The sequence below is a fragment of the Rhodoplanes roseus genome, assembly GCF_003258865.1.
GTDB lineage: Bacteria > Pseudomonadota > Alphaproteobacteria > Rhizobiales > Xanthobacteraceae > Rhodoplanes > Rhodoplanes roseus.
Genome location: NZ_NPEX01000063.1, coordinates 13,753 through 27,073, shown reverse-complemented (window position 1 = coordinate 27,073; position 13,321 = coordinate 13,753). Strand labels below are relative to the sequence as shown.

General features: G+C 69.1%; 11 protein-coding genes and 1 tRNA gene. 7 read left to right on the top strand and 5 right to left on the bottom strand.

What is annotated here, in order from left to right:
- The first annotated feature begins 704 nt into the window (after positions 1–704).
- Entirely contained in the window at positions 705–1,121 is a 417-nt protein-coding gene (locus tag CH341_RS33645) for a hypothetical protein (protein WP_146604443.1), read from the top strand.
- A gap of 249 nt (positions 1,122–1,370) precedes the next feature.
- Here CH341_RS33645 and CH341_RS11725 read toward each other — a convergent pair whose 3' ends face one another.
- Complete coding sequence (locus tag CH341_RS11725; RefSeq protein ID WP_111419214.1) at positions 1,371–2,057, bottom strand: RlmE family RNA methyltransferase; 687 nt, start codon at positions 2,055–2,057, stop codon at positions 1,371–1,373.
- A 179-nt stretch (positions 2,058–2,236) separates the two neighbouring features.
- On the bottom strand, positions 2,237–3,343 hold the full coding sequence (locus tag CH341_RS11720; RefSeq protein WP_111419213.1) for a Ppx/GppA phosphatase family protein: 1,107 nt from the start codon (positions 3,341–3,343) through the stop codon (positions 2,237–2,239).
- A 240-nt stretch (positions 3,344–3,583) separates the two neighbouring features.
- Here CH341_RS11720 and CH341_RS11715 point away from each other — a divergent pair, with 240 nt between their 5' ends.
- From CH341_RS11715 to CH341_RS11695, 5 genes are all read left to right on the top strand, one after another.
- Positions 3,584–5,998 (top strand): xanthine dehydrogenase family protein molybdopterin-binding subunit, encoded by a 2,415-nt coding sequence (locus CH341_RS11715; RefSeq protein ID WP_111419212.1) that lies wholly within the window; start codon positions 3,584–3,586, stop codon positions 5,996–5,998.
- A gap of 115 nt (positions 5,999–6,113) precedes the next feature.
- Positions 6,114–7,334 (top strand): MFS transporter, encoded by a 1,221-nt coding sequence (locus CH341_RS11710; protein ID WP_111419211.1) that lies wholly within the window; start codon positions 6,114–6,116, stop codon positions 7,332–7,334.
- A gap of 86 nt (positions 7,335–7,420) precedes the next feature.
- Positions 7,421–8,500, top strand: a complete 1,080-nt coding sequence (locus tag CH341_RS11705) for a carbon-nitrogen hydrolase family protein (protein ID WP_111419210.1) — start codon at positions 7,421–7,423, stop codon at positions 8,498–8,500.
- 77 nt (positions 8,501–8,577) lie between these two features.
- Positions 8,578–9,261, top strand: coding sequence for a nitroreductase (locus CH341_RS11700; RefSeq protein ID WP_111419209.1), 684 nt, complete (start codon positions 8,578–8,580; stop codon positions 9,259–9,261).
- Between the two features lie 22 nt (positions 9,262–9,283).
- Positions 9,284–9,904 carry a YciI family protein gene (locus tag CH341_RS11695; protein WP_111419208.1) on the top strand — a complete coding sequence of 207 codons (621 nt, stop codon included), beginning with the start codon at positions 9,284–9,286 and terminating at the stop codon, positions 9,902–9,904.
- Here CH341_RS11695 and CH341_RS11690 read toward each other — a convergent pair.
- A complete protein-coding gene (locus tag CH341_RS11690; protein ID WP_245431004.1) occupies positions 9,891–10,361 on the bottom strand; it encodes a globin domain-containing protein in 471 nt (156 codons plus the stop codon). The two genes, CH341_RS11695 and CH341_RS11690, sit on opposite strands and share 14 nt — an antisense overlap.
- Before the next feature lie 214 nt (positions 10,362–10,575).
- Positions 10,576–10,649, bottom strand: a tRNA-Gln gene (locus CH341_RS11685).
- A gap of 503 nt (positions 10,650–11,152) precedes the next feature.
- Between CH341_RS11685 and CH341_RS11680 the strand changes: the two genes are divergently transcribed.
- Complete coding sequence (locus CH341_RS11680; protein ID WP_111419206.1) at positions 11,153–11,911, top strand: outer membrane protein; 759 nt, start codon at positions 11,153–11,155, stop codon at positions 11,909–11,911.
- A gap of 79 nt (positions 11,912–11,990) precedes the next feature.
- Here CH341_RS11680 and CH341_RS11675 read toward each other — a convergent pair whose 3' ends face one another.
- Complete coding sequence (locus CH341_RS11675) at positions 11,991–13,205, bottom strand: MFS transporter (protein WP_210208261.1); 1,215 nt, start codon at positions 13,203–13,205, stop codon at positions 11,991–11,993.
- Between the last annotated feature and the right edge of the window lie 116 nt (positions 13,206–13,321).

Genomic DNA, 13,321 nt, shown 5'->3' with positions numbered 1-13,321 from the left:
CATGAGGGGCGGGTCAGAGCCGTACGGTGGGCAAAGCCGCGCAGCGGCGTGCCCACGCCGTCAGGCCTCACCGCCTCCGACGACGCCTCACTCTCCCCGTCACCCTGACGCGCGCGGGCGAAGCCCGAGCCTCGAAGGGCGACGGACCGGACCGCATCCTTCGAGGCCCGGCTGCGCCGGGCACCTCAGGATGACGGATCGAGGTTCCAAGCTGCTGATTGAGACGTGAGTGAGAATGTAGGGCGCAATCGCGAAGCGTGTTGCGCCGACCCCTGCGCGGAGGTGATGCCGAGCCGGCGAAATACGCTTCGCTATTGCGCCCTACGACGATCCGGGCCGCGCTTGCTCGAATGGTTGCCACCCATTGATCCAAATTGTAGTCTCGCGATCATGCGCCGTTCCCTTATCTCGTCAGGCATCGTCGGTGGATTGGCCGGCTTCGTCCCCGGCCTTCTCTTGGGCCTCGGAACAAATTTTATCGTGTTGCGTATGCGACGATCGAAGGCGGGAAGGTTCGCGAACTTCGGGTTTGTTACTGCGTTAGGTGCGATTGGCGCGCTGAGCTTTACGATGTGGATACCTATTGCCGAATACGTGGAAGTAGAAGAATTCCTGCCAAGATACTTTCTGGTAATGATACTAACGCACGTGGTCATGACCTTTCGAGTTCTCGTACGCTTCGTTGAATGGCTCGGAGATATGATATGAGCATGGCCGTCCTGACGCCGATCTTTCCATATCTCTCAGCCCTGATCGGTGCGACACTAGGACTCGTTATTGGCTCATGGTTTGCTCTATTATTTACATCACTTAGGCATCGCAACTTTCCCGTCGACCAAGCGACAGAGCTTTTCATTCGTCCGATTTTGTTCTCCATCCCTCCAATCGCCGGCTACTTTTGTACTCGCTTCTTTTTTGGGTTGCCGGAATTCAATCCCCACGAAAGTATTATTCATTTTATCCAAGAAATTATGATCCAACGTGCAGCATGGTTCTTTGCTGCTGCGTTTATTGGCCTGGTGAGCACATTGCTGATATTCGTTTCCGCAATATTCCGCAAATCGAGTCGCACCCGCGACAGCGCACTATTTCGTGGCGCCGCTTCCGCTTGGGAAGCTTAGGGTCTGGTAACATAGCCAGTGGCAGAAGGTCGCGGCAATTTGGATTGCAACCCATCTCGAAGCCGTGAATATGGCGATGCTGTGCCGACGGAACAAGCGTTACTGCTATGCCCCACGACTGATGCCGCGGAAATAATATGTTGTGCCTCGTAGGGTTGGTTAACGTTGAAACAGCATAACCCGCCGCCATCGTCGGAAGCGCAGTGAAAAACGAAAGGTGGGTCATAGCGCCAACCGCGCTTGCCCACCCTACCCCTCGGCCGCCTGCCTGAACCCCATCGCCAGCACATACAGCTCGGCCGAGTCGGCGCGGCTGGCGGCGGGCTTGACGTGCTTCACCTTTGCGAAGTCGCGCTTGAGGTCGGCGAGGAGGTCGCCCTCGGTGCCGCCGCGCAGGACCTTGCAGAGGAAGGAGCCGCCGGGGTCCAGAACCTCGCGGGCGAACATCGCGGCGGCTTCGGCCAGCGCCATGATCTTGAGGTGGTCGGTCTGGCGGTGGCCGGTGGCGTTGGCCGCCATGTCGGAGAACACCACGTCGGCCGGGCCGCCCAGGAGCGCCTTGAGCTTGTCGGGGGCGGCGGGGTCGAGAAAGTCGAGATGCAGCACGTCGACCCCGGGGATCGGCGGCATGTCGAGGATGTCGATGGCGACGACCCGGCCCTTGCCGGCCTCGGCGCCGACCCGCTTCGCCGCCACCTGGCTCCAGCCGCCCGGCGCGGCGCCGAGATCGACGACGCGCGATCCGGGCTTCAGCAGGTGGAAGCGGTCGTCCAGCTCGATGAGCTTGTAGGTGGCGCGCGAGCGATAGCCCTCGCGCTTCGCCCGCGCGACATACGGGTCGTTGAGCTGCCGGTCGAGCCAGAGCTTTTGGGCCAGCGTACGGCCCTTGCGCTTCTTGACCTGGACTTTCAGGGGTCGCTTGCTGTCGTTGGTCATGGAGTCGGTTGCTCGGGGCGATGCGCCCGCTCTCGATCGTGGTGCGCGCAGCCTGCGAGGCGTGGCACGGGTCGACCCGCGCATCCCTTCACACGCAAGACGATGCTCTTCGTAGTGCGATGGGTCGCCGGGTCAAGCCCGGCGACGACGGCGACGCGAGACAGAGGCGCCCGCCGCGGTCACTGCCGCTCCCACACGCCGTCGGCGCGCATCATCTTGACCAGCATGCCCTCGCGAAGCCCGCGGTCGGCGACGCGCAGGCGCGGGCACGGGAAGGCGCGGCGGATCGCCTCCAGGATGGCGCAGCCGGCCAGCACCAGGTCGGCCCGCTCCGCCCCGATGCAGGGGTTCGCCACCCGCTCCTGGTAGGTCATGGCCATCAGGCGGTCGATCACGGCGGCGATCTCGGGGCCGCGCAGCCAGCAGCCGTCGACGCGGCGCCGGTCGTAGCGCGGCAGGGCGAGATGGACGCCCGCGATGGTCGTGACGGTGCCGGAGGTGCCGAGCATGTGCATGCCGCCGAGGTCGTGACCGTGGCTCGCCGCGAATGCCGTCAGGGCGGTCGTGACCTCCGCCACCATGGCGTCGAAGATCGGCCGGTCGACGGCGACGCCGCCGAACCGCTCGGCCAGCGTGACCACGCCGATCGGCAGCGACACCCAGCCCTGGATCACCGGCTTGGGCGGGCCGCGGCCGGCCGTCTCGGAGCGCGACAGGCGCACCAGCTCGGAGGAGCCGCCGCCGATGTCGAACAGGATGGCGCCGCGCGAATCCGGATCCATCAGCGGCGTGCAGCCGGTGGCGGCCAGCTCCGCCTCGGTGCGCTGGTCGACGATCTCGATGTCGAGGCCGACCACCTCGCTGATGCGGGCCTGGAACTCGGCGCCGTTGACGGCCGCCCGGCACGCCTCGGTGGCGATCAGCCGGGCCCTGCTGACGCCGCGGGCCCGCATCTTGTCGCGGCAGATCGCGAGCGCGTCGACGGCGCGGGCGATGGCGGCGTCGCCGAGCCGGCCGGTCAGCGACACGCCCTCGCCGAGCCGGATGATGCGCGAGAACGCGTCGACCACCCGGAAGCCGCTGCCGGTCGGGCGCGCGACCAGGAGCCGGCAGTTGTTGGTGCCGAGATCGAGGGCCGCATAGGTCGGCCATGGCGCGGGGGCCTGCCGGGACGGCTCGCCGGGCGACGCCGAAGTCGGCCACGCCAGGCCGGGCTGCTCCGGCGCCCCCTCTCTCCCCAGACGCGCCGATCCGAGGAGGCCGCCTGTGGGGGCCTCTTGATCCATTAATCGCCTTCGCGCCGGCCGCCGCGAAGGCGCCAGACGTCATCACGATGTGTTGTTTCGTCGACTCGAAGTGTAACAGGCCTTTCTACGGACGCAATTGCCAAGGCGTGGCGGGAGGGCCACCGCACCATGCCACCACCAAAAATTGAACCTGAAATCATCCGTTCGGCGGATTTGTAGCGATCGCTCCGATGGACTAGATCTATCGGCCCGCCCAGAACCCCCGAACAGCAGCAGTCCATGATCTCTCCCGACGATCCCCGCCTTCCCGGGTCGCGCACCGGCGCCCCCTCCGCCGACGGTTCGGCCGCCGGCGACGCCTCGGCCTGGGCGACCGCGCGCTTCGCGGTCGGCCAGCCGGTGCCCCGAACCGAAGACCCCGTGCTGGTCCGCGGCCAGGGCCGCTATACGGACGACGTCGGCCTGCCCAGCCAGGCCTTTGCCGCGATGGTGCGAAGCACGCATCCGCACGGAATTCTCCGCGGGATCGACACGGCCTCGGCGCGGGCGATGCCGGGCGTGCTCGCCGTCTACACGGCGGCCGACCTCGCCGCCTACAACCCGCTGAAATGCCTGCCCCCGATCGCCAATCACGACGGCTCGCCGATGGCCAAGCCGGCCCGCCCTGCCCTCGCGGTCGACCGCGTGCGGTTCGTCGGCGACCCGGTCGCCGTGGTGGTGGCCGAGACGGCCGTCCAGGCGCGCGACGCGGTCGAGGCCGTGACGCTCGACATCGAGGACCTGCCGGCCGTCACGACGACGGCCGCGGCGGTCGCCCCCGGCGCGCCGCAGCTCTATCCGGAGGCCCCCCGCAACATCGCGGTGGACTGGCGCACCGGCGACTCCGCGAAGGTCGAGGCGGCGTTCGCGCAGGCCGCCCATGTGGTGCGGCTCGACCTCACCGTCAGCCGCGTCGTCGTCGTGCCGCTGGAGCCGCGCGCCGCGGTCGCGGCGTTCGATCCCGCGTCCGAGCGCTTCACGCTCCACCTCGCCTGCCAGGGCGCCTTCGGCATGCGCGGCCAGATCGCCGACCTGATGAAGGTGCCGACCGACAAGGTGCGGGTGCTCACCGGCCATGTCGGCGGCTCCTTCGGCATGAAGTCGGCGGCGTTCCCGGAATATGTCTGCGTGCTGCACGCTGCCCGCGCCCTCGGCCGGCCGGTGAAGTGGACCGAGGACCGCAGCGCCAGCTTCCTGTCCGACACCCATGGCCGCGACCAGGAGCGCACCGCCGAGCTGGCGCTCGACGCCGACGGGCATTTCCTCGCGCTGCGCCTCATCGGGCACGCCGACATGGGCGCCTATCTCGGCCTCATCTCCCCGATGCCACCGACCGTCAACGCGCTGAAGAATGTCGCCAGCGTCTACCGCACCCCGCTGATCGAGGTTCGGACGCTGTGCTGCTTCACCAACACGACGCCGGTCGCGGCCTATCGGGGCGCCGGCCGCCCCGAGGGCAACTACATCATGGAGCGGCTGATCGACGTCGCGGCCCAGCAGACCGGCATCGACCGCCTCGCGCTGCGCAAGCGCAACCATGTCCGCCCGAAGGATCTGCCCTGGGCGGCCGCCTCGGCGATGACCTACGACTCCGGCGACTTCCCGGCGGTCTTCAAGCGCGCGCTCGACGCCGCCGACTGGGCCGGCTTCGCGGCCCGCCGCCGCGCCAGCCGCAAGGCGGGCAAGCTGCGTGGCATCGGCATCGGCAGCTATCTCGAGGTGACGGCGCCGGCCAGCCCCGAGATGGGCGGCCTGACCTTCGAGCGGGACGGCACCGTGACGTTCACGACCGGCACGCTCGACTACGGCCAGGGCCACGCCGCGCCGTTCGCCCAGGTCATCGCGGAAAAGCTCGGCATCCCGTTCGAGCGCATCCGGCTGCGCCAGGGCGACAGCGACGCGCTGATCGCCGGCGGCGGCACCGGCGGCTCGCGCTCCAGCGCGGCCAGCGGCACGGCGGCCGTCGAGGCCAGCCTCAAGGTGATCGAGCAGGGCCGCACCATCGCGGCCGCGGTGCTGGAGGCCGGCGTCGCCGACATCGAGTTCTCGGACGGGCGCTTCACGGTCGCCGGCACGGATCTGGGCGTCGGCCTGCTCGAGCTGGCGACCCGCCTGCACGGCGGCCTGGTCCTGCCGGAGGGCGTGCCGCAGAGCCTCGACGTCGCGCTGGTGAGCCCCGGCGTGCCGTCGACCTTTCCGAACGGCTGCCACGTCGCCGAGGTCGAGATCGACCTCGACACCGGCGTCCCCGCGGTGGTGCGCTACGTCTCTGTCAATGATTTCGGCACCGTGATCAATCCGATGATCGTCGACGGCCAGATCCACGGCGGCGTCGTGCAGGGCATCGGCCAGGCGTTCTGGGAGCGCGTCGTCTACGACGCCGAGGGCCAGCTCGTCACCGGCTCGCTCACCGACTACGCGCTGCCGCACGCGGCCGATGTTCCTCCACTCGATACCGCCTATCACGCGGTGCCGACGCCGACGAACCCGCTCGGCGTCAAGGGCTGCGGCGAGGCCGGCTGCGCCGGCGCCCTGGTCTCGGTGATGAACGCCGCGATCGATGCGCTGTCGGACTACGGCGTCCGCCATGTCGACATGCCGCTGACCTCGGAGAAGCTGTGGCGCGTCATCCACGGCGGCCGGGCGGCCGCCTGATCGTCCGGCCTCGGCCGGACGGCACGGCCGACGCCGGGGTGGACGCGACGCGGAGAACCTATAATACAAAGTCGCGACGGCGCCGCCCCGCGTCGTCCTGTTCCGAGGCTCCGCGATGACCGAGACCCGCCTGCCGCTCGCCGCCGCTCATGCCGGGGACACCCGCGTCATCGTGGCGGTGAGCGCGGCGCATTTCGTCTCGCACTACTTCATCCTGGCGCTGCCGCCCGTGTTCGAGATGGTGCGGGCGGATTTCCAGGTCACCTACACCGAGCTCGGTTTCGCGCTGATCGTGTTCAACATCGCCTGCGCGGTGTGCCAGACGCCGGCCGGCGTCCTGGTCGACCGCATCGGCGCACGCCGCGTGCTGGTGTTCGGGCTCGTCGCCGGTGCCGTCGCGCTGGCGGCGTCCGGGCTCGTCGGTTCGTTCTGGCTGTTCGTCCTGCTGTTCGGGCTCGGCGGGCTGGGCAGCGCCGTGTACCACCCGGCCGATTACGCCGCGCTGTCGAACCGCGTCGCGGCCGAGCGCATCGGCCGCGCCTACTCGATCCACACCTTTGCCGGCATGCTGGGCGGCGCCGTCGCGCCGCCCGTGATGCTGTTCCTGCAGAGCCAGATCGGCTGGCGCGGCGCCTTCGTCGCCTCCGCCCTGCCCGGCCTCGCGCTCGCCGCCTATCTGTCCACGGTGGGACGTGACCTCCTGCCGGTGGAGCCGCGCACGCAGGCGCCGCGGGGCGCCGCCGCGGCGAAGTCCGGCGGCTCGGTGCGGCTGCTGACCTCGCCCGTGATCCTGATCAACTTCGTCTTCTTCGCGCTGTTCGCGGTGTTCCAGCTCGGTCTGCAGACCTATTCAGCCGTGGCGCTCGCCGCCGCGCATGATCTGCCGATCGCCGCCGCGAGCCTCGCCATGACGGCCTATCTGCTGCTGAGCGCCGTCGGCGTGCTGCTCGGCGGTCTGCCGGTCGGCCACGTCAGCCCGGCGCTGCTCACCGTCCTCGCCATGCTGGTCGTCGCCGCCTGCACCGTGACGCTCGGCATCGCCAATCTGGGCACCGCCGGCGCGGTGCTGCTCCTCGGCATGGCCGGGCTCGCCGGCGGCATGTCGATGCCGGCCCGCGACATGATCGTGCGCGCCGTGACGCCGCCCGGCGCGTTCGGCAAGGTGTTCGGCTTCGTCACCACGGGCTTCAATCTCGCGGGCGTCGCCGGCCCGGTGATGTTCGGCCTGCTGATGGACCACGGCCATCCGGGCGGCGTGTTCCTGGTGGTCGCCGCCGCCTGCCTGTTGTCCATCGCCACCGTCGCGGTCGGACGCAAGCCGATCGCGCCGGCCTGACCGCGACGACGTGCGCCTCGCCCCGCGAGACCGCGCATCGCATTCCGGGTTTTCAGGAAAGCACAAGAAACGATGGGGAGAGACGAATGCCAGGAGACAGCTACGCCGTCGTGAAGGTCGCCGCCGTTCAGGCCGCCTCGGTGTTTCTCGATCGTGAAGGCTCGACCGAGAAGGCCTGCCGGCTGATCCGCGAGGCGGGCCGCGCCGGCGCTCGCGTGATCGCGTTTCCGGAGAGCTTCATCCCGGCGCATCCGATCTGGTTCCACCACCATCCGGCCACCAGCGCGATCGCCAACCGCCTCTCGGTCGCGCTGTTCAAGAACTCGGTCGAGATCCCCGGCCCCGAGGTCGCGGCGCTGTGCGCGGCCGCCCGCGAGGTCGGCGCCTATGTGATGATCGGCGTCTGCGAGAAGCGGCCCGACACCATGGGCACGATGTTCAACACCCAGGTCTACATCGCGCCGGACGGCAGCTACCGCAAGCACCAGAAGATCATGCCGACGGTCGGTGAGCGCCTCGTCCACACCGGCGGCTACGGCGACACGTTCGGCGCCTTCCCGACCGAGTTCGGCCCGATGAGTGGGCTGATCTGCGGCGAGAACTCCAACCCGCTCGCCGTTTTCGCCCTCACGGCGGAAGGCACCCGCCTGCACGTGATGAGCTGGCCGAGCCACTTCCCGACCAGCGGCGATCCGATGCGCAACCGCGTGTCCGTCGACAGCCAGGCCTTCGCCCAGATGAGCAAGGCCTTCGTCGTCTCGGCTTGCGGCACCGTGGACGAGCGGACCATCGAAATGCTCGAGCCGAGCCCGGAGTCGGAGAAGTTCCTGCGCAACCCGGACTGCTGCGGCGGCAGCGTGATCGTCGCCCCGAACAGCCGCATCCTGGCCGGCCCGATGGGGGCTGAGGAAGGCATCCTCTACGCCGACTGCGACCTCGAGCTCGGCATCCTCACCAAGCTCCGCCACGACTTCGCCGGCCACTACAACCGGCCGGACATTTTCCGGCTGCACGTGAACCGCGCCGCGCCGTCGATCTACACGGTGCACAATGCCGATCTGGCGCCGCCGGCCGAGACGGCGCCGCCGCTGCCCGGCGCACCGCAGCCGCGCGGAATCCTCGACCAGCCGCGCACGGACGACACGGACGCCCCGTCGCGCGATTGACGCGGCGCGCCGGCGGACGTTCTTCGGACGGTGGAGCGGTCGCGAGTCGCGGCCGCGCTGGTTCGAGGCTCGCCGTCATGCATGTGTTCGAGGCCGTCGACTCGCGGAAAAGCTGCCGCGCCTTCCTGCCGACGCCGGTCGACGGCGCGCTGGTGCGCGAGCTGATCGAGCGGGCGACCCGCGCCGCCTCCGGCGGCAATCTTCAGCCCTGGTCGATCACGGCGCTCACCGGTGCGGCACTCGCCGATTTGGTGCGCGACGTGCGGGCCGCGCTCGGCACGCTCGATCCGCGCAATTTGAACGGCGACTATCCGGTCTATCCGGAGCCGCTGTTCGAGCCGTTCCGCACGCGCCGCTTCGAGAACGGCGTCGCGCTCTATCGCGCCCTCGGCGTCGCCCGCGGCGACGACGCCGGCCGGCTCGCCCAGTACATGCAGAACTACGCGTTCTTCGGTGCGCCGGTGGGCCTGTTCATCGCACTCGACCGGCGCTGCGGCCCGGGCCAGTGGACCGATGTCGGCGGCTTCCTGGCCACCCTGATGATGCTGGCCCGCGGCTACGGACTGTCGACCTGCGCGCAGGAATCCTGGGCGCGGATCACCACGATCGTCACGCCGCTGATCGGGCTGCCCGACACCGAGATGCTGTTCTGCGGCGTCGCGGTGGGCTACGCCGACGAGAACGCCCCGGTCAACCGCGTCCGCACCACGCGGGCCGGCGTCGACGAGGTCTGCCGCTTCGTCGGCTTCGAGACGACCTGACGTCCAAGGCCTGGAGGCCATCATGCTGTATGTCGTCTACGGGCGCGATCGTGCCGGCGCCGGACCGACGCGACGTGCGCTCCTGAAGGACCACTGGGCGTTCATGACGCCCTACATCGACGCCATGGTGGCCCGCGGGCCGACCATGTCGGAGGACGGCAAGGTCGTGACGGGCAGCCTGCACGTCGTCGATCTCGCCGACGCCGCGGCCGTGCGGACGTTCGCCGAGGACGACCCGCTGGCGAAGGGCGGCGTGTTCGACGAGGTCGTGATCCGCCGCTTCGACAATCTCACCGGCCGCACCATGTGGCAGTTCCACGGGGACGCCGACAATCCGCGCTTCCTGTTCGTCGGCGAGGCGGACGCGGTGCCGGACGTGCAGGCCGACGGAATCGTTGCGGCGCAGCGCACCCTGCTGGCCCGGCCGGAGGCGGCGCCCGCCGTCATCGTCGCCGGGCCGCTGCTCGACCCGGAGAGCGGCAATTGGCGCGGCACTGCGGTGCTGCTCGAGGCACCCGACCGCGCCTCGGCCGAGTGGCTGCTCACCGCCGATCCGGCCGCCTCGCTCTACGACCGCGCCACGCTGCACCGCTGGCGATTCGGCGGCGCCGAGAACCTGCAGGACCTGGTCAGCCCCGCGTGAGGCTGCCGGCCGCATCCTCCGCGGTGTAGGCGCTGGCGATCATGTGGTCCGTGATGGCCGCATAGGCGCGGCGCCACGCCGCTGCGACGCTCGGCGTCCAGTCCGACCCGAGGCAGCGTTCCATGCTCCACAGAAGGGCCTCGCCGACCACCGGATAGTGCTCGCGCGACACCCCGTAGTCGACGTGCTGGCGGGCCAGCGTGGCGGCCGCCGGCATCAGCACGGCGGCGTTCTCCAGGCTGCCGACGATGACGGCGAGCGTGCCGAGGAACTTCTGCTTCTGCTCGTCGATATTGCCGCGGAACAACGGCTGCACGTCGGGCGCGGTCTCGAACAGCCGGCCGTAGAACAGATCGGTGAGCCGCCTGGATTCCGCCCAGACGCGGTCGAAGGAGGAGCGGACGTGCTCGATGTCCTCGGGCGACAGGATCTGCATGGCGGCAAACCGACGTCCCATTCCGCGGGTCCGGCGGCGCCGGCCCCGAGGCCCGTCGTGATCGCTCATTCCGGGCCGTGATAACGGCCCCTTGTTACCACCAACGGGCTGCGCTGCGAAGAGGTGTCGACAAGCCCCCGGCCCTATCGGTGCCGCACCCCACATCCGACACATGCGCGCCCGAGCGCGATCAGGATCGCGCCGGCTCTCGGCATTGTCGGCTTCGGGGGAATGGTGGCTGGGGGACCTGGATTCGAACCAAGACTAGCGGAGTCAGAGTCCGCTGTTCTACCATTAAACTATCCCCCAACGCGGCGCCGGCAGGTCCGGAGGCGGGTCCGAACGGCGGCGACGAGAAGACCACGCCCCGGCAGACCGTGGCGCGATGGGGATCATATAATCTGGATGACGGCGGCGGTCTACCCCCTGTTCACGGACGCCCGCAATGCGGGGACTTGGAGCCGAGCGGCAGGCGATGTGTCACCGGCCGGTGGCGCGGGCGTGATTCGGAAGGAGGGGCAGACGGCGCCTGTGCGGCCCTCGAACGCGGCCACCTTCAAACCAAAGCCGGTTCCGCCGCTAGTGGCAGCCCGTCTCCGACTGTGCCCTTTCTGCAACCCGCCGAGATAATACAATTTTATCAGCGATTAGAGCCATCAGCCTATATATCTGTGATTCCACACAGATTCCAACCGACGGTGGCGCCGACCGGTGGCCGCTTCCGGCAATTGCGTTCGCTGTTGCCGATTTACAACCAATTTCTCCCCGTCCTCCCCATTATTGCACCACCGTTGCAGTCCCAGGGGGGTTCCATGAAGGCAGTTCTTCTCGCATCCGTTGCATTCGTCGCGTTGGCGGGTTCGGCATCCGCAGCCGACATGGCCTTGAAGGCGCCCCCCATGCCGGCTCCGGTGCCCGCGTTCAGCTGGACGGGCTGCTACATCGGCGCGCACGCTGGCGCCGCCTCGATGAGCGGGTCCTACACGGATCCGACGTCCTACTACTATTATTATGGATACGGGGGCTCCGACAACCGGGGGGTCGGTGCCATCGCGGGAGGCCAGCTCGGCTGCAACTACCAGGTCGGCATGCTGGTCCTCGGCGTCGAGGGCGAGGGTTACTGGTCGGGGGTCAAGCAGACCCACGAGATCTCGTACGGCTTCGACAGCTACTCGACCGAGATCAAGAACAAGTACGGCTTCGACGTCGCGGCCCGGTTCGGCATCGCGTTCGATCGCGCGCTCGTTTACGGCAAGGCCGGCTGGACCTGGGGCCGCTTCGACGTGAGCTCCGGCAACACCCTTTCGACACCCTACACGGTCTCGGGCGACGCGACGCTCGACGGCCTTCTCCTCGGTGTCGGCCTCGAATACGCGCTCACCAACAACTGGACGTTCAAGGGCGAGTACAACTACCTGAACTACGGCACCGGCACGGTCGATCTCACGATCTGCAGCCCGGGCGTCTGCTTCGGGGGCTATCGCACCTCGGCGAGTGCCGACATGCACGTCGTCAAGCTCGGCGTGAACTACAAGTTCGGCTGGGACGCGCCCGTCGTCGCCCGCTACTGATCTCTGCTGAAGCGCGAGCCGAAAAGCCCCGGGCCTTCGCCCGGGGCTTTTCCATGACGAAGAACCGAACCGCCGTAGACTACTCGCTGCAGGCGACCTCCCGGGCGCGGCGCGACGGGCGGGCGATGTTGATGGCCTGGAGGGCCGTCGCCACCACGCCGAAGCCGATGCCGAGCGTCGAGACGCCGGCCCAGCCGCCCGCCTGCCAGGCCGCAGTACCGGCCGCCGAGCCGAACGCCCCGCCCAGAAACATCGCACCCATCAGCACCGTGTTCAGGCGGGCCCGGGCCTCCGGCCGCAGCGCGAAGACGATGTGCTGGTTGGAGACCAGCGCCGACTGCATGCCGAAGTCGAGCAGCACCACGCCCACGATCAGCCCGGCGAGCGACGTCCAGGCGCCGAACACGAGCCAGGAGAGCAGCGTCACGGCGGCTCCCATGGCGGCCACGCGAGTCGCCCCGTAGCCGTCCCCGACGCGTCCGGCGAGCGGCGCGGCCAGGATGCCGACCGCGCCGACGACACCGAACAGCCCGGCCACGTCCGCTCCGAGCCCGAACGGCGGCCCCTGCAGGCGGAACGCCAGCACGGTCCAGAACGCCGTGAAGGCGGCGAAGATCAGGGCCTGGGTCGCGGCCGCCAGCCGCAGCGCCGGAAACTCGCGCCACAGATGGACGAGCGAGCGCAACAGCCGGCCGTAGCCGAGCTGCTGATCCGGCCGGCTGTGCGGCAGCACCAGCATCATCAGGCCGCCGGCTCCCAGCGCCATCGCGGCTCCGAGCCAGAACATCTCGCGCCAGCCGCCATGGGTGGCGACGAAGCCGGCGAGCGTGCGGCTCAGCAGGATGCCGGTGAGAATGCCGGCGAGCGCGATGCCGACCGTGGTGCCGCGCCGCTCCGGCGCCGAGAAATGGGCGGCGAGCGGAACGATCTGCTGGGCGACCGTCGAGGCGAGGCCGAGCACCAGCGAGGCCAGCACGAGCAGCACGGCGGTCGGCGCCAGCGCCGCCAGCATCAGCGCCACCGCGAGAACACCGAACTGGAACACGATCAGCCGCCGACGCTCGTGGATGTCGCCGAGCGGCACCAGAAGGAAGAGGCCGATCGCATAGCCGAGCTGGGTGGCGGTCGGGACCAGGCCGGCGATACGACCGGGAAGATCGTCCTCGATCAGGCCGAGCATCGGTTGGTTGTAGTAGATGTTGGCGACCGCGATGCCCGCCGCGCCGGCCATCGCATAGATCGTGGCGCCACGCACCGCGGTGGTGGACCGCTCGTTCGACGGCGTCTGTTCCATCTCGATCTCCTCGAAGTGCCGCGACGTCCGGGTCGGGCCGTACCGACGTCTGCCCGACGATCCGGTGCGACGATCACGTTCGAAGGAGATAGGCCTCGGGGGCCGCCCGTTCTGTA

What these genes read in the sequence shown, in the direction of transcription:
- CH341_RS33645 (WP_146604443.1), top strand. Translation starts at nt 705, where the DNA reads ATGAGCATGGCCGTCCTGACGCCGATCTTTCCATATCTCTCAGCCCTG.
- CH341_RS11725 (WP_111419214.1), bottom strand. Translation starts at nt 2,057, where the DNA reads ATGACCAACGACAGCAAGCGACCCCTGAAAGTCCAGGTCAAGAAGCGC.
- CH341_RS11720 (WP_111419213.1), bottom strand. Translation starts at nt 3,343, where the DNA reads ATGGATCAAGAGGCCCCCACAGGCGGCCTCCTCGGATCGGCGCGTCTG.
- CH341_RS11715 (WP_111419212.1), top strand. Translation starts at nt 3,584, where the DNA reads ATGATCTCTCCCGACGATCCCCGCCTTCCCGGGTCGCGCACCGGCGCC.
- CH341_RS11710 (WP_111419211.1), top strand. Translation starts at nt 6,114, where the DNA reads ATGACCGAGACCCGCCTGCCGCTCGCCGCCGCTCATGCCGGGGACACC.
- CH341_RS11705 (WP_111419210.1), top strand. Translation starts at nt 7,421, where the DNA reads ATGCCAGGAGACAGCTACGCCGTCGTGAAGGTCGCCGCCGTTCAGGCC.
- CH341_RS11700 (WP_111419209.1), top strand. Translation starts at nt 8,578, where the DNA reads ATGCATGTGTTCGAGGCCGTCGACTCGCGGAAAAGCTGCCGCGCCTTC.
- CH341_RS11695 (WP_111419208.1), top strand. Translation starts at nt 9,284, where the DNA reads ATGCTGTATGTCGTCTACGGGCGCGATCGTGCCGGCGCCGGACCGACG.
- CH341_RS11690 (WP_245431004.1), bottom strand. Translation starts at nt 10,361, where the DNA reads ATGGGACGTCGGTTTGCCGCCATGCAGATCCTGTCGCCCGAGGACATC.
- CH341_RS11680 (WP_111419206.1), top strand. Translation starts at nt 11,153, where the DNA reads ATGAAGGCAGTTCTTCTCGCATCCGTTGCATTCGTCGCGTTGGCGGGT.
- CH341_RS11675 (WP_210208261.1), bottom strand. Translation starts at nt 13,205, where the DNA reads ATGGAACAGACGCCGTCGAACGAGCGGTCCACCACCGCGGTGCGTGGC.